General features: G+C 69.5%; 20 protein-coding genes and 4 pseudogenes. 15 read left to right on the top strand and 9 right to left on the bottom strand.

Annotation, left to right across the window (positions count from 1 at the left end; translation table 11 throughout):
* The first annotated feature begins 141 nt into the window (after window positions 1-141).
* Together ADL12_RS09715 and ADL12_RS09710 are read left to right on the top strand one after the other, a co-directional pair.
* Window positions 142-324: a hypothetical protein gene (locus ADL12_RS09715; RefSeq protein WP_062700594.1), complete on the top strand. Its 183-nt coding sequence runs from the start codon at window positions 142-144 to the stop codon at window positions 322-324.
* Between the two features lie 45 nt (window positions 325-369).
* A pseudogene (locus tag ADL12_RS09710) lies at window positions 370-504 on the top strand (transposase); the annotation flags it as partial.
* Between the two features lie 253 nt (window positions 505-757).
* On the opposite strand, the gene ADL12_RS09705 reads toward ADL12_RS09710, so the two are convergent.
* Window positions 758-1504 (bottom strand): tyrosine-type recombinase/integrase, encoded by a 747-nt coding sequence (locus ADL12_RS09705; RefSeq protein ID WP_244187851.1) that lies wholly within the window; start codon window positions 1502-1504, stop codon window positions 758-760.
* Between the two features lie 371 nt (window positions 1505-1875).
* Between ADL12_RS09705 and ADL12_RS09700 the strand changes: the two genes are divergently transcribed.
* From ADL12_RS09700 to ADL12_RS09690, 3 genes are read left to right on the top strand one after another with little or no spacing between them, the layout of a single operon-like run.
* Entirely contained in the window at window positions 1876-2511 is a 636-nt protein-coding gene (locus ADL12_RS09700) for an alanyl-tRNA editing protein (RefSeq protein ID WP_244187852.1), read from the top strand.
* The gene (locus ADL12_RS09695) at window positions 2511-3089 is read left to right on the top strand and encodes a helix-turn-helix domain-containing protein (RefSeq protein WP_062700590.1); all 579 of its coding nucleotides are present in this window, start codon (window positions 2511-2513) and stop codon (window positions 3087-3089) included. The genes ADL12_RS09700 and ADL12_RS09695 overlap by 1 nt, the downstream gene beginning before the upstream one ends.
* A 17-nt stretch (window positions 3090-3106) precedes the next feature.
* Window positions 3107-4168, top strand: coding sequence for a threonine aldolase family protein (locus ADL12_RS09690; RefSeq protein ID WP_062700588.1), 1062 nt, complete (start codon window positions 3107-3109; stop codon window positions 4166-4168).
* Window positions 4169-4241: 73 nt separating this feature from the next.
* Here the strand turns inward: ADL12_RS09690 and ADL12_RS55495 are convergent, their stop codons facing one another.
* Entirely contained in the window at window positions 4242-6164 is a 1923-nt protein-coding gene (locus ADL12_RS55495; protein WP_244187850.1) for a Tn3 family transposase, read from the bottom strand.
* Window positions 6165-6209: 45 nt separating this feature from the next.
* Window positions 6210-7172, bottom strand: coding sequence for a DUF4158 domain-containing protein (locus ADL12_RS55490; RefSeq protein ID WP_341846352.1), 963 nt, complete (start codon window positions 7170-7172; stop codon window positions 6210-6212).
* A gap of 288 nt (window positions 7173-7460) precedes the next feature.
* Here ADL12_RS55490 and ADL12_RS09680 point away from each other — a divergent pair.
* The 6 genes and pseudogenes from ADL12_RS09680 to ADL12_RS09660 form a co-directional block, all read left to right on the top strand.
* A pseudogene (locus ADL12_RS09680) lies at window positions 7461-7934 on the top strand (non-reducing end alpha-L-arabinofuranosidase family hydrolase); the annotation flags it as partial.
* A 28-nt stretch (window positions 7935-7962) separates the two neighbouring features.
* Window positions 7963-8465: pseudogene (locus ADL12_RS50025) on the top strand (aldehyde dehydrogenase family protein); the annotation flags it as partial.
* Window positions 8466-8853: 388 nt separating this feature from the next.
* The gene (locus ADL12_RS09675; protein WP_062700587.1) at window positions 8854-10089 is read left to right on the top strand and encodes a cation:proton antiporter; all 1236 of its coding nucleotides are present in this window, start codon (window positions 8854-8856) and stop codon (window positions 10087-10089) included.
* An 11-nt stretch (window positions 10090-10100) separates the two neighbouring features.
* Window positions 10101-10559, top strand: a complete 459-nt coding sequence (locus ADL12_RS09670; RefSeq protein ID WP_063806640.1) for a CBS domain-containing protein — start codon at window positions 10101-10103, stop codon at window positions 10557-10559.
* A complete protein-coding gene (locus ADL12_RS09665; protein ID WP_062700583.1) occupies window positions 10556-11854 on the top strand; it encodes an ArsB/NhaD family transporter in 1299 nt (432 codons plus the stop codon). Before ADL12_RS09670 ends, ADL12_RS09665 begins: the two co-directional genes overlap by 4 nt.
* Window positions 11855-11920: 66 nt before the next feature.
* Window positions 11921-13641 (top strand): annotated as a pseudogene (locus tag ADL12_RS09660) (NAD-binding protein).
* A gap of 182 nt (window positions 13642-13823) precedes the next feature.
* Here the strand turns inward: ADL12_RS09660 and ADL12_RS52570 are convergent.
* On the bottom strand, window positions 13824-14105 hold the full coding sequence (locus tag ADL12_RS52570) for a hypothetical protein (protein WP_159053128.1): 282 nt from the start codon (window positions 14103-14105) through the stop codon (window positions 13824-13826).
* A 130-nt stretch (window positions 14106-14235) separates the two neighbouring features.
* Between ADL12_RS52570 and ADL12_RS09650 the strand changes: the two genes are divergently transcribed.
* The gene (locus ADL12_RS09650) at window positions 14236-14736 is read left to right on the top strand and encodes a CBS domain-containing protein (protein ID WP_062700579.1); all 501 of its coding nucleotides are present in this window, start codon (window positions 14236-14238) and stop codon (window positions 14734-14736) included.
* Window positions 14737-14748: 12 nt separating this feature from the next.
* Here ADL12_RS09650 and ADL12_RS09645 read toward each other — a convergent pair whose 3' ends face one another.
* The 3 genes from ADL12_RS09645 to ADL12_RS53855 are packed head-to-tail and all read right to left on the bottom strand — an operon-like array spanning window position 14749 to window position 16145.
* Complete coding sequence (locus ADL12_RS09645) at window positions 14749-15267, bottom strand: hypothetical protein (protein ID WP_062700578.1); 519 nt, start codon at window positions 15265-15267, stop codon at window positions 14749-14751.
* Window positions 15268-15278: 11 nt separating this feature from the next.
* Window positions 15279-15536, bottom strand: coding sequence for a hypothetical protein (locus tag ADL12_RS09640; protein WP_062700576.1), 258 nt, complete (start codon window positions 15534-15536; stop codon window positions 15279-15281).
* A gap of 21 nt (window positions 15537-15557) precedes the next feature.
* Window positions 15558-16145 (bottom strand): hypothetical protein, encoded by a 588-nt coding sequence (locus ADL12_RS53855; protein WP_159053127.1) that lies wholly within the window; start codon window positions 16143-16145, stop codon window positions 15558-15560.
* Between the two features lie 141 nt (window positions 16146-16286).
* Here ADL12_RS53855 and ADL12_RS09630 point away from each other — a divergent pair, with 141 nt between their 5' ends.
* Both ADL12_RS09630 and ADL12_RS09625 read left to right on the top strand, forming a co-directional pair.
* Complete coding sequence (locus tag ADL12_RS09630; RefSeq protein ID WP_062700596.1) at window positions 16287-16592, top strand: DUF427 domain-containing protein; 306 nt, start codon at window positions 16287-16289, stop codon at window positions 16590-16592.
* Window positions 16589-17164 (top strand): SRPBCC family protein, encoded by a 576-nt coding sequence (locus tag ADL12_RS09625; RefSeq protein WP_062700572.1) that lies wholly within the window; start codon window positions 16589-16591, stop codon window positions 17162-17164. The genes ADL12_RS09630 and ADL12_RS09625 overlap by 4 nt, the downstream gene beginning before the upstream one ends.
* Before the next feature lie 6 nt (window positions 17165-17170).
* On the opposite strand, the gene ADL12_RS09620 is transcribed toward ADL12_RS09625, so the two are convergent.
* Window positions 17171-17770: a TetR/AcrR family transcriptional regulator gene (locus tag ADL12_RS09620; RefSeq protein ID WP_062700571.1), complete on the bottom strand. Its 600-nt coding sequence runs from the start codon at window positions 17768-17770 to the stop codon at window positions 17171-17173.
* A gap of 132 nt (window positions 17771-17902) precedes the next feature.
* On the opposite strand from ADL12_RS09620, the gene ADL12_RS09615 reads away from it, so the two are divergent.
* A complete protein-coding gene (locus ADL12_RS09615; RefSeq protein WP_062700569.1) occupies window positions 17903-18550 on the top strand; it encodes a peroxiredoxin-like family protein in 648 nt (215 codons plus the stop codon).
* A gap of 33 nt (window positions 18551-18583) precedes the next feature.
* Here the strand turns inward: ADL12_RS09615 and ADL12_RS50020 are convergent.
* Window positions 18584-18681: DM13 domain-containing protein (locus ADL12_RS50020; protein WP_167364396.1), on the bottom strand; the 98-nt coding region annotated here is incomplete at its 5' end.

Here is an 18681-nt window from a genome sequence, read left to right as displayed (position 1 = left end):
TCAGCCGGTGGCCGTTCATCTATGCGGGCACCATCCCGATGCCGGAGCAAACCCCCACATCAGGTCGAACCCGTACACCACTTCTCAGGACGCAACCGCCCGCTGGCGTTCGGCGCGGCCGGCGGGGTCATGATTCACGTCATGCGTACTCGGGGCATCAACGTGATCCCACTGCCGGAGTCCGTGGACGGCACATGGTCCTGCAGCGAGATGCACGACGCGATGCAGTGGCTCTGGTCCGAGTGGAAGCCCCATCCTCCCATTCAGGGCATCGCCCAGTGGCAGGAGTGGACTCTGTTCGCGGGACAGTCGCCCGCAACTTGATTCCCTTGTCGCCGGTGGGCGACACAGTCCCACCTCGGTGCACCCGGCCGCAAGCGGCATCCGGACCGGCTGGTGTTTCAGGGCATCCCGTTCGTCCTGCGCACCGGGATCGCCTGGGAACACCTGCCGCACGAACTCGACTTCGGGTCGGGCATGACCTGCTGGCGCCGCCTGGCCGAGTAGGGCGTTTCCTTCTCAAAGCCCGTAAATGTTTCGGCGTTGTTCCCGAATCATGTGGGACGCATTGAGGCCGTTCACAGATTCTCTAGCATGCAGGTTGCTCGATACTTCGACCCTTGTTCGGTATTGTGAACGCCGCCCTAGGGTCGCCTTTGGTTTGCCCTCTCCAACCACGCCGCCCAGGCGCCCGGTGGCTCGGTCCGCGTCACGGGGTGCCGGTAAGAACGCTGTCACCAGCCGCAAACGAGGGGCGTCACGGCCGGCGACGTGCGGCGGGGTCGCGCTCGGCGACATGGCGGGCGACGGCGTCGATGCCGGGGCGGGCGTAGCGCTCCAGCGAGCGGACGGAGGCGTGGCGGGAGCGGGCCAAGAGCATCGGCGTGGACGTGCCGTCCTCGGCGTCGTGTGTGAGGGCGCTGTGGCGAAGCCGGTGGAGTGTCCAGCCGTCCAGGTCCTCGATGTCTTCGGGTGAGGCGAGCGGGTTGGCCAGCAGCCGGGTGTTCTCCTCGAAGATCTCCTCAGCCCTGCGGTAGGAGAGCCGGGCGCGGCCGGTCTCCGGGCACACGTCGAGCGTCGGCGTCCCTGCCGGGGCCTTGCGGTCGGTGAGGAACAGGGGGCCGCGGGTGCGCCGGGCGATGAGGCGGGGCAGGAGATGGGCGGTGCCGAACTGCCAGTGAATCCACTCCGTCGCCCCGCCTTTGGCGGTGATCTTCCCGCGCTTGTCCTGCGGGTACAGATCTTCCACGTTCAGGCACAGCACCTCGTCGGCCCGCGCGGCGGACTCGTAGAGCATCTTCCAGAACGTCTTCTCCCGCAGAGCGACGTCCAGGCGCCACAGGGCGGCGATCTGATTCTCGGCCAGGGCCTTGGTGCGGTCGGGTGGTGCCGGCCGCCGTTCGATGCCGATCGTCGGATCACAGGTGATCCAGCCCTGGCGCTGCCACCAGCCGATCGCCTTGCGTGCGATGGACAGTTCGCGGTTGACGGTGTCGGCGTCCATTTCGTCCGCCCGCGCCGCCGGGCAGTTCGGCCAGCGCCACGTCCGCCTGCCATTCCGGCACTGTCGCAGTAAATGCGTACACCTCGCCTGCGGTGGCCGAAGAACCCGCCGCAGGTCGCGAAGATCACGTTGGGGGGTCTGCGGCAGTAAATCCGGCATTTACTGCGGTAGTGGCTGCCGTCCTCTGGATGCGCGGGAGCCTTCCGAGGTGATCAATCTGCAGGTCGAGCTGTTCGTTGTACTGAACGCAATGTTCATCGCCACTCGTTCGTTATAGTGAACATATAGTTCATTCAAGTGAAACGCTTCAAGGAGCTGTCCAGGTCGCCACGTACCTGGATGACACGTATCTGGATCAGGCCGATACACGGGTGATCGCCGTAGGTGAGCGGGACGGTGCGCCCTGGGCTGCCGTAGAGCACTGTTTGTTCCACCCGCAGGGCGGCGGGCAGCCCGCCGACCGGGGCTGGTTGGAGGACATGGAGGTCGTCCCGGTCCGGGACCGGGAGTCGGGGCTGGTCGTGGCGGTGGCGCCCGAGGGCGGCCATCTGCTGTCCCTTGCCGTGGGGCAGGCGGTGCGGGCACGGATCGATGTGCAGGCGCGGATGACGCACGCCGCGCTGCACACGGCCGGGCACCTGGTCGAGGCGGTCGGACGCCTTCAGGGGTGGGAGATGCTCAGCAACAACCACTTCCCCGGTCAGGCCCGCATCGAGTTCCAGGCGCCGCAGCCGGACGCCCGGCTGGCCGACCCGGAGGGGCGGGAGGAGGCCACCACCGCGCTGCGGATCGCGGCGGCCGCCGCGATCGCCGACGATCTGCCCGTCTTCGCACGGTACGAGAGTGAGGGGCGGCGCGTGGTGCACCTGGGCGCACTGCATTCCGCGCCGTGTGGGGGCACCCATGTGCGCAGCCTCGGCGTTCTGGCCGAGGTGGTCCTGCCGACACTGAAGGTGAAGAAGGGCCGTATCCGCGTGTCCTACAGCGCCACCCACCGGAGCCACTGATGGCCGCGCCGTCTGGGTCCGGCCGGCAGCCGGTGAGCAGTACCGCAGCCGCGGTCGGCGCGAAGATCCGTCTGCGCCGCCAGCAGCGCGGCATGAGCGCAGCGGAGATGGCCCGGCGCGCCGGGCTGAGCAAGGCCACGCTGTCGCAGCTGGAGGCGGGCAAGGGCAACCCGACGATCGACACCCTGGACGCGATCGCCATCGCGCTGCGCATCCCCATCGCGGACCTGCTGGCGCGCGACGCCGACACCGGGCCGGTCTACCGGCCGGGCACGCCCGCCGAACCGGGCGAGGTCGCCCGGGAGCTGCTGCGCCGCATCAGCAGCGGCAACAGCCTGGAGATCTGGCGGCTGCGCATCCCGCCCGAGACGGAGCTGACCGGCGTCCCCCACGCCACCGGCACGATCGAGCACCTGCTCATCGCCGCCGGGCACGTGACCGCCGGGCCGGTCGATGCCCCGCAGGACCTGGGCCCCGGCGACATGCTCGCCTTCGCCGGCGACGCCCCCCACTTCTACCGCACCGGCACCGAGGCAGTGGACATCACCGTCGTCTTCGCCTCCCCCATCAGCACCTGAGCCAAGGGACCCCACCCATGAGCACCACCACCGACGTCATCCCCTCCAGTCGGGCCTTCATCAGCGACAACATGGCGGGCGCCTCGCCCGAAATAGCGCAGGCTGTCCCCGCGTCGGCGGCCGGGCACGCCCTCCCGTACGGCAACGACCCCTTCACCGGCAGCGTCCGTCGCCAGCTGAGCGAGACCTTCGAACGGGACGTCGACGTCTTCCCGGTCTCCACCGGAACCGCCGCGAACTGCCTGGGCCTGGCCGCCCTGACCCCACCCTGGGGCAGCGTGCTGTGCCACCCGAACAGTCACATCAACAACGACGAATGCGGCGCGCCGGAGTTCTTCACAGGCGGCGCCAAACTCGTCACCGTCCCCGGCGACGACAGCAAGATCGACCCCGACGCGCTCCACGAGGCGGTGCGCCGCAAGGCCGGTGACGTGCACAGCGTGCAGCCGACGGTGGTGAGCATCAGCCAGGCCACGGAGAGCGGCAGCGTCTACACCCTCGACGAGATCCGCCGTCTGGCCACCATTGCCAAGGACGCGGGCCTGCGCGTCCACATGGACGGCGCGCGCTTCGCCAACGCCCTGGAGCATCTCGGCGCCACCCCGGCCGAGATGACCTGGAAGGCCGGCATCGACGTGCTGTCCTTCGGGGCCACCAAGAACGGCGCGATGACCGCCGACGCCATCGTCTCCTTCGACCCCGTACTGGCCACCGAACTCGCCTTCCGTGCCAAGCGCGCCGGCCAGCTCGCCTCCAAGACGCGCTTCCACGCCGCCCAGCTCGACGCCTACCTCGCCGACGGTCTGTGGCTGCGCAACGCCCGCCAGGCCAACACGATGGCGACCCGGCTCGGCGACGGCCTCAAGGCCATCCCCGGCACCGAACTCCTGGGCAGCCCGCAGGCCAACATCCTCTTCTGCCGCCTGCCTCAGCAGGCAACCGAAGGGCTCCTCGCGGAGGGTTACACCTTCTACCACGACCGCTGGGCACCGGGCATCGTCCGGTTCGTCACCTCCTTCTCCCACACCTTCGAAGACATCGACCAGCTCCTCGACGCGGTCCGCCGCCACACCCGCTGACCGCCGGGCCGGACCCGCCCAACGGCCTGCTCAGCGCGCGGCTGTTGCGGCCCGGCCGCGCCAGGAGGGGACGTCAGTCATCCCCACCCGCATGTTCTTCCACGATGGATCGCGCGGTCTGGTCGCCCGGGGCCCGGGGCCCCGGTACGGAAGCCGCAGCGAGGTTGAGGCGGGCTCCCATGTCGAGGTTCACCTCACCGTATGGGCGTACGTGGGACCAGAACAGCGGGGTCAGGCCCCGCCGGTCGGCGGGTGTGAGGAGGTCCGCCCACTCCGGTTCGCCGAGGACGTCCTGGAGCATGAGGGTGTTCACGTAGACGAGGGCGGATTGCAGGATGCGCAGGCACAGCACGAACATCTCCTGCTCGTCGCGCCGGTTCGAGGCGATCTCCCCGCCCTTGCCGTAGGCGATCACGGAGTTCGCTCCGTTGGAGGACTCCATGACGTTCAGGCCCTCCTCGATCTCCCGCTGGAGGTTCCTCAGCCGCAGGTAGCGGGCCACGAAGATGGTCTTCTGGGCACGGCCGACCTCCAGCATCGCCGCGTAGGTGGGGTGAGAGGCGTTTCGGGTGAAGCGCCGCAGGATCGCCTCGGTGGACGCGGTGCGGGTCCGGATCGCGGTCGCGTACTTGATCATCTGGTCGTACTGCTGGGCGATGAGTTCCCAGCGGATCGGGCGGGTGAGCGCCGGGGTGAGCCGCGGGTAGGCGTCAGGGTCACCTGCCACGGGCCGGTACAGCTTCACCTTGTTGATCCGCTTGATACGCGGCGGCAGGTCGAAGTTCAGCAGCCTCGTGATGCCGAACCCGATTTCCGACTGGCCATGCGAGTCCGTGTAGTTGGCCTCGACGTCCATGGTGGTGCCGTGCCGCATGGCTCCCTCGACCATCGCGGCGACCTCGGAGGCCGTGCAGTTGATCAGCTGGGAGTGGATGGTCAGGGACTTCTTCTCCACGTGCCAGTAGATGAGCACCCCGCGGCCGCCGTAGCGCGAGTGCCACTCGGTGAACAAGTTCTGGTCGTAGGCGCGCACGTGTGTGGAGTCGGAGGCGACCGCGGTCGAGCCCTGGCCCCACAGCTCGGTGCTGCGGGCGGCGAAGGTGGCGCTCGCGATCTGGATGGCGATGGCACGGGCGGCCTCGGCGGACAGGTACCGGCGCCGCACGTAGCGCAGTTCGTCCTCGGTGTGGCCTTGGCCGCCGGAGGCGACGGCCTTGATCCCGGTGTTCGTTCCGTAGGCGTAGATCACCAGCAGCAGGCGCTCGGCCAGGACCTCCGCAGAGAGGGAGCCACCGCCGGAGACAGAGGTGACCGCGTCCAGGCAGCCGGTTCGCAGCACTGCCTCTTTGAGCATGTCGATGAGCGGCACGATGCCCCACCGACGCTGTACCTCGCCCTTGATCCTGCGCAGGTTCTTCGGCTCGGTCTGGGCCTCCGCAGGGGTCAGCCGGATCGCCCCGGACTTCCGCTCGGCGATGTCCAGCCAGCTCAAGCGCGGCATCCCACCGTTCAGCAGCGTCAGTTCGGTGGTCATCTGCTCGCGCAGCTCGTCGACGAAGACCTGCGGGTCCAGCGGCTTGCGCAGCTCGCGGTAGTTCTCCTCGCGCCGCTCGGCGAAGTCCTGGGGCAGGTCCTCATCGGGGTTGCGCCACTTGTCGGCGCCGACCACCCAGATCTCCTTGCACTTGAGCTGGTCGCGCAGGGCCTGGAAAGCGACGACCTCGTAGACCATGCGCACCACCCGGCGCCGGCCCCGCTTGTCGGTGCGGTGCACGACCTCGGCCCAGTCCCCGCCCATCGCCTTGTGCACCGGCACGGTCTCGCCCAGCGGGTAGTACGTGGTGTTGCCCGCCGCCGCGTACCGGGCCACCAGCGCCAACGCCTCGATCACCGGCCGGTGGGCGTGGTTGGACGAGCGGAACTCCAGCACGTCCAGCAGCCTGATCAGCCCGCGCCGGTAGTGGTTGGTGTACGACGCCTTCAAGGTGGTCTGCACCGTGCGCCGGTAGACCGGGCCGCGGGTCTTGAACTCGTGGACCAGCTACCGCAGCGTCTGCTCACCGCCCGACACCGCGGGGTAGACGACCTCGCGGACCGTGCCCTCCGGCTCGCCGATCGACGCATCGGCGAGCTTGAAGAGGATGTTCTCCTTGCCCGACACCTTCTTGAACGCGTTGACCAGCTGCTCGGTGACCTTCCTCTCCGCCCGCGCTCCGATCCGGTGGACCGTGGAGATCAGCAGCTCCACCAACGTGTCCGTGATCTCCCGCTCGCGCTCGTGCAGCAGCGCGGCCAGCAGCGTCACCCGCAGCGGCAGCGGGTGAGTGCGCAGATGGGAGGGCGACGCCACCGCGGCCCGCGCCCGCCATCCGGCCACCACCTTGGGGGCGACATCGGCGAACAGGTCTGCCGGCAACCCGACCGCCCGGACCGCGAGCAGCTTGTCGATCTCGGTGAGCATCGTCTCCAGGCTCACGTTGCCCGGAGCCTCCTTGATCTTCCCCAGGGCCGGCGGGCCGTCCTCACCCTCACCGGTACCGGCTTCACCAGGTGCAGCGCCGTCCTCTTGGTCGGCGCCGGCGACCAAGAGGACCTTCCGCTCCGTGCTCTCCACCGTGAGCCGCGCCGAGATCCTCGCCGTCAGCGTCTCCTCGGACACTCGCAGCGCGGCGCCCACGATCCGGTCGCACCGCCCCGGAGTCGGCGGCTCAATGCTCTCCGTCCGGCAGCGAGCCAGCAGTTCCACCCGCACCTGCTCCGGCCGCCGCTCCTTGCACGCAACGTGCTCGGCGAGCCAGCCGGTCAGCTTCTCCGCGTCCGCGACGCTGCACTCACGAAAGCCCAGGTGCCCGCGGATCTGCGAACGGTGGTACTCGACCGTCCGGCCGCTCCACTCGTACACGTCCAGCTCGGCGGCGGGTACCTGCACCTGCCGGGCGACGAACTCCACCGCCTCGCCCGGCAATTCGAACCGGCCCCGGGGGAAACCGGCCGTACTGCGTATAGAACTTCAGCAACACGGCGAAGCCCAGTCGCGTCGCACCGCGCTTGCCGGACACGAGCCCCTGCTCGTCCTTCAACAGCGTCCAGTGCTCGACCAGGTCGTCCAGGTCCAAAGGGGTACGGGCCACGGTCGCCGATCGCCCTCTCGGGGCATCACCCCGCGCAGCTGTACGACCCCGGACCCACCCACACGGGTGACACCCGCGCAAGATCACCGCCGTTTGCGGTTGGTGACAGGGTTCTTACCGGCACCCCGTCACGCGGTTCGAGCTTTCTATCGCCCTGAACCCTGTTCTTCGCCGGTGACAACGGCAAGATCTACCGGGCGAGCATGCCGATCGGGAACTTCCCGGCCAGCTTCGGCTCCCCGTACACGACGATCATGAGCGACACGGAAGACAACCTGTTCGAGGCGGTTCAGGTCTACAAGGTCCAGGGCCAGAACCAGTACCTCGTGATCGTTGAGGCGAAGGGTGCGAACGGGCGCTACTTCCGCTCGTTCACGGCCTCCAGCCTGAGCGGTTCGTGGACCCCGCAGGCCGCCAGCGAGAACAACCCCTTCGCGGGCAAGGCCAACAGCGGTGCCACCTGGACCAACGACATCAGCCACGGTGACCTGTTCCGCAACAACCCCGACCAGACCATGACCATCGACCCCTGCAATCTGCAGTTCCTCTACCAGGGCAGGGACCCCGGCACACCGTGGACCACCCCCTACGAGCAACTGCCGTACCGGCCGGGCGTCCTCACCCTGCAGCGCTGACCGCCCGATCCACGGTGATCGCGATGTGGTGCGGTCCGCCGGCGCGGAGTTGGGCGGCAAGGCCCCCGTCGTCGTCTTCGCCGACGCCGACATCGCCCGGGCCGTCGAGGGCATCTCGGTGGCCGGGTTCTTCAACGCCGGCCAGGACTGCACGGCCGCGACCCGCGTCCTCGTACAGAGTCGGTCCACGACGAGTTCGTGACGGCACCGGCGTGGGCCGCCACCGGCACGAAGACCGGTCGGCCCGACGACCGGGCGCGCTGTACGGACCGCTCGACAACGCCAGCCGGCGCACGCAGGTCTCCGGCTTCATCGAGCGTCTGCCCGCCCACGCCAAGATCGAGCAGGCGGCCACCGCGTCGGCAACAAGGCTACTTCTACGCTTCCACCGTCGTCTCCGGCTTCAAGCAGGACGACGAGATCATCCAGAACGAGGTGTTCGGCCACGCACGCGCGATGCGCATGTCCAGAAAGCCGGACTTCGGCTGCGTGTGGATCAACACCCACACCCCGCTGGTCGCCGAGATGCCCCAGGTCGCTATCTCTCCCGAAAGGTGGACGACGACATGGTCCGCGCCGGACGCCACACTGCGTCTGCGTCTGCCGAAGGCAGGCGGCAGACGCCGTCCCGCCCTGCCTGGTGCGCGAGGCTCATAGGGCTGTCGGGAGGCAGTCAGCCCATGTCCGCTCTGTCCCCATCGCCTCTCCGGTCGACCCGTCGCCGCCCCGTCCATGATTCCGGTTTGACCGGTACGCACCTCGGCTCGTAGATTGCCGGAATCCGGCAAGGACCGCCTCACTGCGGTGCCCGCTAGTGATCTGTCAAAGACGCATCAAGAACAGGTAAGGTTCCCTCCGGTGTGCCGGGAAGCCTGGTCGGCGAGCAAGGGATCACTCTCTCTCCGATCGGGGCTGGGCCATGGTGCTCGTGGTGGTGTTCGGCGTCGCGCTGTTGATAGCGGTGCTGTTGTCGGGCCTGGCGGCCCGAACCGTATTGTCGACCTCCTTCCTCTTCCTGGTCGGCGGCGCGCTCGTCAGTGACGGCTTCCTGGGCCTGATCCACATCACGCCGGACAGCGAGATCGTGTCCGTGACGGCCGACTTGGCGCTGTTCGCCGTGCTGTTCACCGACGGCATGCACGTCTCCTTCCCGAAGCTGCGCGAGAACTGGCGGAACCCGGCCCGCGCGCTCGGGCTCGGCATGCCGCTGGCGTTCGTCGGGATGGCGCTGATCACGCACTTCCTGGTGGGCCTGGACTGGACCACGTCCTTCCTGGTCGGTGCTGTGCTGGCACCGACCGACCCGGTGTTCGCCTCGGCGATCGTCGGGCGCAAGGAGGTCCCGTCGAAGCTGCGGCAGCTGCTGAACGTGGAGAGCGGCATCAACGACGGGCTCGCCCTGCCGGTCGTGCTCATCCTCATCGCCGCGGCCGGGCCCACCTCCGGGCACGCCGAGGCCGACTTCGGGAAGATCGCGCTGGAGCTTCTCCTCGGCCTGGTCTTCGGCATCGTCATCCCGTTCGTGGTGATCGAGCTCGTCCGGTTCCGGCTGCTGGGCGCCGAGCCCAAGCTGCAGCCGCTGCTGCCGCTGGCAATCGGCGTGACCCTGTACGCGCTGTGCCACCTGACGCACGCCAACCCCTACCTCGCCGCGTTCTCCGCGGGCGCAGTGCTCACCGCCCGCTCCCTGGAGGCGAAGGAGGCGTTCGAGCCGCTCGGCGAGGCGCTGGCCGAGCTGGCCAAGTTTGCGGCCCTGCTGGTGTTCGGCGCGCTGCTGACGCCGGCGCTGTTCGGCGACCTGTCCTTCGGCGGCTACGTCGCCGTCGTCCTGGCCATCGTGCTGATCCGGCCGGCCTCGCTGCTGCTGTCGCTGCTGGGGACGCGCTTCACCCGGCAGGAGAAGCTGGTCGCCGCCTGGTTCGGCCCGAAGGGCTTCGCCTCGGTGGTGTACGGGCTGCTGGTCCTGCAGGCAGGGATCCCGCAGGGCGAGGAGGCGTTCACGCTCATCGCCGTGTGCATCGCCTTCTCGATCATCGCGCACAGCTCGACCGACGTGCCGATCGCCCGCCTCTTCCACGTCGAGGACATCGCCGGCGTACCCAGCGACGACGAGACCTCCCGTACCACCAAGGAGGCCAGCCGTGTCGGCCCATGAAGAGGCCAGCCGTGTCGGCCCATGAACTCGCCGAGCCCTGTCCCTACGTGTCCACCGACGACGACGCCACCGACGCAGCCCTCCTGCCGGCCGAGCAAAAGCTGCCCGCGCTGCTGGTCGTCGACCGTGACGGGCGGCTCTACGCGGCGGTGGCCGGATCGCAGCTCATCGGGCGGCTCCTGCCCTCGTACGCGCTGGCGGACCCGCTGTTCGCCAGCGGGTCGGACGACTGGGACCTCCACGAGGCACCGGAGAGACTCACCGGGCTCACAGTGGCCGAGTTACTGCCGCGTCACAGGGTCCGGCCGCCGACGGTCGGACCGGACGCAAGCGTGACGCACATCGCGGCCCTCATGGCGCGAACGCACAGTCCTTTGGTTGCCGTCGTTGAAAGCGCCGGCGACCAGGCCCGGTTGGTGGGTGCCGTGATGGCCACCCGCCTGATGGAACGACTCATCGGAGGAACGTGAACGGCTGGCAGAGCTGGGCGGCGATCGCCGTCTTCGTGGCCACCTACGGCCTGATCATCAGCGAGAAGATCCATCGCGTGGGCGCGGCCCTGGGCGGCGCCGCGCTGATGCTGGCGATCGGCGCCACCGACGACAAGTCGGCCTTCTTCTCCGAACACAGCGGGGTCGACTGGAACGTCATCTTCCTGCTGATGGGCATGATGGTGATCGTCGGCGTGCTCAAGAAGACGGGCATGTTCGAGTACCTGGCCATCTGGGCGGTGAAGCGGGCGCGGGCAAAACCGTTTCGCGTGATGGTGATGCTCGTCGTCATCACCGCCGTCGCCTCGGCACTTCTCGACAACGTCACCACCGTCCTGCTGGTCGCGCCGGTGACGCTGCTGGTGTGCGAGCGGCTGGCGCTGCCCGCGGCGCCGTTCCTGATCGCGGAGGTCATGGCCTCCAACATCGGCGGTACGGCCACTCTGGTCGGTGACCCGCCGAACATCATCATCGCCAGCCGCGCCGGGCTGACCTTCAACGACTTCCTGGTCCACCTGGCCCCGTTGTCCGCAGTCCTGACCGTGGTCCTCGTCGTCATGTGCCGCTTCCTGTTCCGCAAGTCGTTCGTCTACGACAAGACACGGGCCGCGGAGGTCATGGCGCTGGAGGAGAAGGAGGCCATCAAGGACCCCCGGCTGCTCGTCCAGGGCCTGGTGGTGCTCGCCCTGGTCGTCGCCGGTTTCGTACTGCACCCGGTGCTGCACTACGAGCCCAGCGTGGTCGCCCTGCTCGGCGCCGGCCTGCTGATCGCGGTCTCCGCCGTGGAGACCGGCGAGGTCCTCGGCGAGGTCGAGTGGCCCACCCTGGCCTTCTTCGCCGGGCTGTTCATCATGATCGGCGGTCTGATCGAGACCGGTGTGATCGGCGAGATCTCCCGGTCCCTCGCCGACGCCATCGGCGACAACGAACTCGGCGGCTCGATGCTGATGCTCGGCGCCTCGGCCGTGCTGTCCGGCATAGTCGACAACATCCCGTACGTCGCCACGATGGCGCCGATCACCGCCGACCTGGTGCAGAGCATGGGCGGCTCGGGCGACCACGTCATGTGGTGGGCCCTGGCCCTCGGCGCGGACCTCGGTGGCAACGCCACCGCGATCGGCGCGAGCGCCAACGTGGTCGTCCTCGGCATCGCCGAGCGCAACCGGCAGCCCATCTCCTTCTGGCAGTTCACCAAGTACGGCCTGGTGGTCACGGTGGTCACGGTGGCGCTGTCGATGTTGTACGTGTGGCTGCGGTACTTCGCGTGGGCCTGAGGGGAGGTCACTGACGTCATGGTCCTGTTCCCCCAGCCCACGCGAGGGGTCCCGCGTCCGGAACACATGATCGTGTGTGGCGACGACGCTCTCGCCGAGCGGCCGGCAGCCGAACTCACCACTGTGTACCGCGAGCGCGTCACCCTCGTCGTACCGCCCGCACCCCGGGCCGGCCCCGCAGGGCGGGCGCCCCAGGTCGCCACGCTGCTCGGGCGATTGCAGGCGGCGATGAACCGTACGGACGCCGACCTCGCAGCACCGCAGGTGATCGAGACCCCCGTCCTCGACGAGGCCGCTCTGGCCGAGGCGGGCGCGCGCTAGGCCGCCGCGCCGGCACTGGTCCACGACGACGACGCGGCCAACATCCACGCCGCGCTGGCCGCCCGTCGGCTCAACCCCCGGCTGCGCCTGGTCATCCGGCTCTACAACCGCAAGCTCGGCCAGCACCTGGAGGAACTCCTCGACCAGGCCGCCGCCCTCGCCGTCCCCGGTCTGGATCCGGAGGCGCTGGACACCTCCACCACCATCCTGTCGGACGCCGACACGGCCGCCTCGGCGCTGGCAGCCACCGCGGTCGCCGGCACCAGCAAGGTCGTCCAGGCCGACGGTCTCCTGCTGCGCGCCGTCGAACGCACCCCGCCGCGCCCCGGCGCAGCGGCCGACCCGGGCCTGTGCACGCTCGCCCTGCTGTCCTCGACCACCAACGACCCGGCAGGCGCGGAAGGTTCGGACGCCAGCAGCTGGGAGGGCCCGACGCTGCTGCCCGATCACGACACGGTGACCGCCGCCACGGGGCGCGGCACAGTGGTCCTCGAGACCATCACGCGCACCGGGCACACTCCCACGCCGGGCCGCCTGGCGGGACGAGGACTGCCACTGGGCCGGCTCTTCTCGCGCCGGGTGCGCTGGTCGCTGGCCGGGTTAGCGATCTGCCTGCTGGGCCTGGCCGTCGCGAGCTGGCTGACCACCGGCGACCACCCATTGCACGCCGCCTACCTCACCCTGCTCGACCTCTTCGCCATCGGCGACCCAGCCCTCGGCGAGCTCACCGCCCGCCAGGTGCTCCAGCTCCTGTCCGGTCTGGCCGGGCTGCTGCTCATGCCCGTGCTGCTCGCCGCCGTCCTGGAGGCGCTGGGCACCTTCCGCACCGTCTCTGCACTGCGTCGTCCGCCCCGCGGCCTGTCCGGCCACGTCGTCCTCCTCGGCCTCGGCAAGATCGGCACCGGCGTGCGCCCGGCTGAAGGAACTCGGCATCCCCGTGCCAGGAAGGCGTCCTGGAAGCGGCCCTGTACGCCCGCTCGGTCAAGCCCGACCTGCGGGTGGCCCTGCGCCTGTACGACGACGACTTCGCCACCGCCGTCTACCGCACCCTGCGTGCCGCCCACCCCCGCGCTCTCACCCGCAGCCGCAGCGTCTCCACCCTCGCGGCCCCCGCCTTCGCCGGAGCCATGATGGGCCGACAGATCCTGGGCGCCATCCCCGTCGAACGCCGCGTCCTGCTCTTCGCCGCCCTCAACGTCGCCGGTCACCCACAACTCGAGGGCGCACGATCGCCGAATCGTTCCGGCCCGGTGCCTGGCGCGTCATCGCCCTGGACACCGCCGAACCGGACGAGCGCCACCCCGGCCCACGACTCCACCGACCGCCCCGCCGGCCTTGTCTGGGACCTCCACCCCGGCTACGTCCTACGGCCCCAGGACCGCGCGGTTCTGGCCGCGACCCGCCAGGGCCTGGCTGAACTCCTCGGTCGACAGCCACGGCTCCGGACTCGGCCCACCGACGCTTAGCCGCAGCCTTGCAGGCACGCGCCCGCTGCTCGCTCCGAGAGGTCAGCCCGTCTTCCGCATCCCACTGCGCCATACGTCGCCGTTCCAGCCCCAGCCGAGCCACCGAGGCGGCGCCCACAATCGCCGCGGTCGCGTTCCAGGTGACCGTGGCACCGGCCGGGATCGTGGGCGCCACTCTCGCGTCATCCGTGGGGGTCGAGCCGTCCGGCGCGGTCCAGCGCACCGTCGTCCGAACGCTGTTGCCGGTCGCTACCCGTGGGGGGCACTCGGTCCTCCATGCTCTCCATGACCACGGCCGAGACTGCGCGGCGCTCCGCCCGCTGCCGGTCCGCAGCCCGCTCCACCGCGTCTGCCGCCACCGGAACCACGACCAGGCCTCCCACCAGGGAAAACCGCACGCTCGCATGCCGTGACCATGCCGTGCCCCAGCCATCGGCCGACACCCCCTTGAGTACCGGCAGCACACTTCCAGTGTCCCCCTCACGGGACGCGCCGCGTATGTTTCACGTCAATGACCTGGCCTGTGCACCGTGGGTGTACGACGCTGGGGACAGGTGCTGTTCCAGCAGAACTCCAGCAGATGAGGAGCCCGCCGTGCGTGCTCGTGACCTAGCGGTGGCATACGAAACGGTGAGCGTCGACAGCGACGCGATGGACGCGGCCCGGCTGATGGCCGAGCACAAGCTTCCAGGCCTGCTGGTGCTCGACGAGCGCGGCGAGCCGCGGGCGATCCTGCCGGCTTCCCAGATGATCAAGGCGCTGGTCCCCGAGTACGTCATCGAGGACCCCACGCTCGCCGCTGTCGTCGATGAGAAACACGCCGACCGGCTCTGCCAGGCACTGGCAGGCCGCCGTGTCGGCGACTACCTGTCCAGCAAGGCGGCCCCACCGCCGATCGCCGATCCCGACGACACCGCGCTGGAGGTGGCGGCACTGATGGCACAGGTGCGCAGCCCGCTGGTGGCAGTCGCGGAGAAGGACAAGGCTGGGCCGGGTGGGCGGGAGAAAGGGCGCACGCACCTGCTCGGCGTGATCACCGCCTCGCATCTCCTGCATGAACTCCTCGGTGCGGCGGGTGCGGTCAGCACGGGGTGACCAACAAGCGGGCTACTCCAGGCCGGAGGACCGTAGGGCCCCGTGGAACGCCTCCAGGGATCGGTGGACGCCCTGATCGAGGTGATGCAGCAGCAGGGGGTTGGCGACCAGAACTCGGGGGTCCAGCACAAGGCGTTCGCCATCGGTGTCCCGCAGCACCAGACGCTGTGCCACGCCGTCGGACACGCCGGCGTTCCGGCTGACGGTGATGTCCAGGTCCTCGTAGCGGGTGCCTGTGCCATTCTCCCTGGGCGAGAAGTCACATTCCCGTGGCTCGTCCGAGGTGCGGTCGGTGATGACATCGGCGGCAGACGGCCCTCGTACCCCCAGGAGCCGTTGCAGATCGCGGTCGTCGCGTTGTACCAGGCCGTCGCAGAGGTGTTCCGGTGCCGCGTCGTCCGTCCAACTGTCGTATGCGCCGATGAAGTAGAGGGCGCCGGCCGTCACCGCGAGCCCGGCGAGTATCGCCAGCGCGATCTGCGGCGCCCGTCCCCGGGGGCGCTTTCCGGCCTGGTCAGGGGTGTTCACCATTGCCGTACTCATCAGTGCCGTCCCCTGAGGTCCTCGAAGGCGGACTCGCGTGAAGTGATGTAGCCCTGCTCAGTCTGCTGCCGCATCTGCTGGACGATCCTGTCGTCAGGTGCCTGTCCGTGCTCCGAGCGGTCACGGTCCCAGCGGGTGATCAAGTCCTGGGTGCTGCCGACGCCGTCCGCCTTCTCGGCGGCGGTCTGGTCGTTCGCCTGGGCGTCGGCCACCGCCTTGACGTCCTTCGACCAGTCATACGTCTCCTGGTCGAGCATGCGCTGTGCACCGTCACCGTTTCAGGGCACCGCCGTGAGCGGCAGGCCCACGCCGTGGTAGACGCTCTTGGCGGCGTCGTCGGCCCACTGCTTCTTCTCGTCCCGGGCGTCCAGGTACGCATCGGAGCCGATCGCGTTGTACGCGCCGAGCACATTGCCCGCATCCACGGCGGGAACCTCCCAGTTCTCGTTGCCGTTGCCCGGCTCCTTGTCGGCGCGGGCCATCTGGTCGGCGGCGTAGAAGCGCTCCGACTCGTAGATCTGGGCGTAGTTCTCCGGATCCTCGGACACGCCTCGCAGGACGCGGATCACGCTGCGTTCGGAAGCGGCGATGTGGGCGTCGTCGCCGCTGCCGAGGATGTTCTTGTGCCCGTTCGGACCGACGTAGCCGTCGTGCGTGCCGGCGATGATGTTGTGGGTGTCCGGGGTGCAGTCCGAGAGGGCGCGGGGCCCTCGGTGCGACCCTCGTACCTGGTCTTCTCCTCGCCGGGCTGCACGCCGGCGGTGGCGGCTTCCAGGACAGAGCCGAGGCCGGTACGGGAGTTGGTGGCGTCCTGGTCGTACTGGTCCAGGGATGGTCCCCCGGGTGGCCTCCACAAACGCCCGCACGTCCCAGCCCCTCTCCCATGCAGGACACGCGTCAATGGCGCACGGCTCTCTCTCCCCCCCGCGCGGGATCACCGAAGGGACGGAGCCGCCGCACTACCGTCGCGGCATGAACACTCCCGTCCTGCCTGGAGATGAATGCTCATGATGCGCGCTGTGTGGCATGGGGCGTTGCTCGCCCAGGCGGAGCGCACCGTGGTGGTGGAGGACAACCACTACTTTCCGCCCGAGTCGCTCGACCGTGCGTACTTCGCGGAGAGCCGGATGCGGTCGCTGTGTTTCTGGAAGGGGGTCGCCCGCTACTACATGATCACGGTTGACGGGCAGACCAACGCGAACGCCGCCTGGTACTACCCGCATCCCAGCCCGTTCGCCCGGCGGATCAAGAACCATGTCGCCTTCGGCAAGGGCGTCACGGTGGAGGAAGCGGTGCCGGAGGAACACCGGTGACCGGCGCGCGCCTGGCGCGGATCGCAGCGTGGACCGCGGGTGCGGGCGGCGGCCTGGCCGCCGCCTACCTGGGGCTGGTCACCGGGGCGCTGTCCGTCGACGCGGGTGTGGGGCGGCGGATCCGCCCGCTGGGGCAGCAGACCGTGGACATCGCGGCGCCTCGGGAGGTGGTCTTCGACGTGGTGGCGAGGCCGTATCTGGAGCGGACCCCGCGGGCGATGCGGGAGAAGCTGAACGTGCTGGAGCGTGGGAGCGATCTGGTGCTGGCCGAGCACTTCACTCCCCTCGCGGGCGGGCGGCTGACGGCGGTCACCGTGGAGACGGTGCACTTCACCCGGCCCGAGCGCATCGACTTCCGCCTGGTCCGGGGCCCGGTGCCGCAGGTGACCGAGTCCTTCGTGCTCGGTGAGCACGGGGCGGGGACGCGCCTGGTGTACGAGGGAGAGCTGGGCACCGACCTGTGGCGGGCCGGAGCCTGGTGGGGCGAGAAGGTGGCCGCCCGCTGGGAGGCGACCGTCGCCGGATCGCTCGCCTCGGTCAAGGAGGAGGCGGAGCGCAGAGCACGGCGGTGAGCGGTACTACGGCTCTGCTCGGCCGCCGAGCGAGGCGAGTGCCGCGGTCACCGTCCTGCCGAGCTCGTCCGCGTCGGCTCCGGCGCGCGAGCGCAGATTAACGCCGTAGGCGAGCAGGGCCAGGAGATCCGCCGCGGCGTCGAGGTCGGCATCCGGGCCGAGATCACCCCGGGATTCGGCAGTGACGAGCGCCGTGTGCAGGGCGTCCCGCAGCTGCTGATGGTGCCGGTCGAGGAGGGCGCGGACCTCCGGGTCGCCGTTCTCGGCGCCGGCATGCGCGTTGGAGACCATGCAGCCCCAACGCGCGTACTCGCCGGAGCAGCGTGCCTCGATCAGCCCGGCGAAGAAGTCGGTGATGGCGGGCAGGCCCCGCTCGTCCTCGGCGACGCGGCGGAACGCCGGCTGGGAACGCTGCTCGATGTAGCGGCGCAGGGCGGCGTGGTAGAGCTCCTGCTTGCCGCCGAAGGTGGCGTACAGGCTGGAGCGGTTGAGCCCCGTCGCGGTCACCACGTCCTGGACGCCGGTCGAGGCCACGCCGTGGCGCCAGAACAGCCGGACCACCGTGTCCAGGGCCGCGTCCGGGTCGAAGTGCTTGACGTCCGGCATACCTCTTCCCGTCCTCACTCACCGCGTCATCTTGAAACGAGGGTTTCAGGATATGCCCATCCCCGCTATCTTGAACCGGTCGTTCCAAGTTTTTCGATCCATGCCCATCCGTGCCTCAGGAGGACGATCCCCATGACTCTCAACGCCGAGCTGCGCGCCTTCTACGAGTCTCGTCAGCAGCAGATCCCCGCCGAGATACGCGAGATCATGCGCCGGGCCGGCCAGGAACTCGCCGAGTCCGGCCAGGCCGACCGCGCCCTGACCGTCGGCGACCGGGCCCCGCGCTTCAGCCTCCCCAGGGCGACCGGACAACACCTGACCCTGGAAGACCTGCTCGCCGAGGGCCCGGTGGTCCTGACCTTCTACCGCGGCGCCTGGTGCCCGTACTGCAACATCGCCCTGCGCTCCCTCCAGCAGCACCACGACGCCATCACCGCACGCGGCGCCCGCCTGGTGGCCGTCTCCCCGCAGATCCCCGACGAGTCCCTCACCCTCACCGAGAAGCACGACCTCGCCTTCGACGTCCTCAGCGACATCGGCTCCGACACCGCCAGGAGTTACGGCCTCGCCTTCGACCTCCCCGACGACCTCGCCGCTGTCTACGACAAGCTCGGCTTCGACCTCCAGCGCGTCAACGACGGCCACGCGCGCACCCTCCCGCTGCCCGCCACCTACGTCATCGACGGCGAGGGCGTGATCCGCTGGGCCTTCGTCAACACCGACTACACCACCCGCGCCGAACCGGCCGACATCCTCGCCGCTCTCGACGCGCCGGCCTGAAGCAGACGTCCGACCAGCGCTTCCGGGTCCCTGTCAGGCACGGGCGAGTTCGGCGGCGCCGAAGGAGACGTCGAACCGGTCGCACCAGATGCTGACGCTGCTGTACCGGGCCGGATCGACGTCTTCGGGCA

The sequence above is a fragment of the Streptomyces regalis genome (genome assembly GCF_001509475.1).
In the GTDB taxonomy this organism is placed as follows: Bacteria; Actinomycetota; Actinomycetes; order Streptomycetales; family Streptomycetaceae; genus Streptomyces; species Streptomyces regalis.
This window is presented reverse-complemented; position numbering and strand designations above follow the sequence as displayed.

Bases quoted from the DNA above. Each gene is read 5' to 3' on its own strand.
- ADL12_RS09715 (WP_062700594.1), top strand. From the start codon at position 142: ATGCGTACTCGGGGCATCAACGTGATCCCACTGCCGGAGTCCGTGGAC.
- ADL12_RS09705 (WP_244187851.1), bottom strand. From the start codon at position 1,504: ATGGACGCCGACACCGTCAACCGCGAACTGTCCATCGCACGCAAGGCG.
- ADL12_RS09695 (WP_062700590.1), top strand. From the start codon at position 2,511: ATGGCCGCGCCGTCTGGGTCCGGCCGGCAGCCGGTGAGCAGTACCGCA.
- ADL12_RS09690 (WP_062700588.1), top strand. From the start codon at position 3,107: ATGAGCACCACCACCGACGTCATCCCCTCCAGTCGGGCCTTCATCAGC.
- ADL12_RS09675 (WP_062700587.1), top strand. From the start codon at position 8,854: ATGGTGCTCGTGGTGGTGTTCGGCGTCGCGCTGTTGATAGCGGTGCTG.
- ADL12_RS09645 (WP_062700578.1), bottom strand. From the start codon at position 15,267: ATGGTGAACACCCCTGACCAGGCCGGAAAGCGCCCCCGGGGACGGGCG.
- ADL12_RS09640 (WP_062700576.1), bottom strand. From the start codon at position 15,536: ATGCTCGACCAGGAGACGTATGACTGGTCGAAGGACGTCAAGGCGGTG.
- ADL12_RS09630 (WP_062700596.1), top strand. From the start codon at position 16,287: ATGATGCGCGCTGTGTGGCATGGGGCGTTGCTCGCCCAGGCGGAGCGC.
- ADL12_RS09620 (WP_062700571.1), bottom strand. From the start codon at position 17,770: ATGCCGGACGTCAAGCACTTCGACCCGGACGCGGCCCTGGACACGGTG.
- ADL12_RS09615 (WP_062700569.1), top strand. From the start codon at position 17,903: ATGACTCTCAACGCCGAGCTGCGCGCCTTCTACGAGTCTCGTCAGCAG.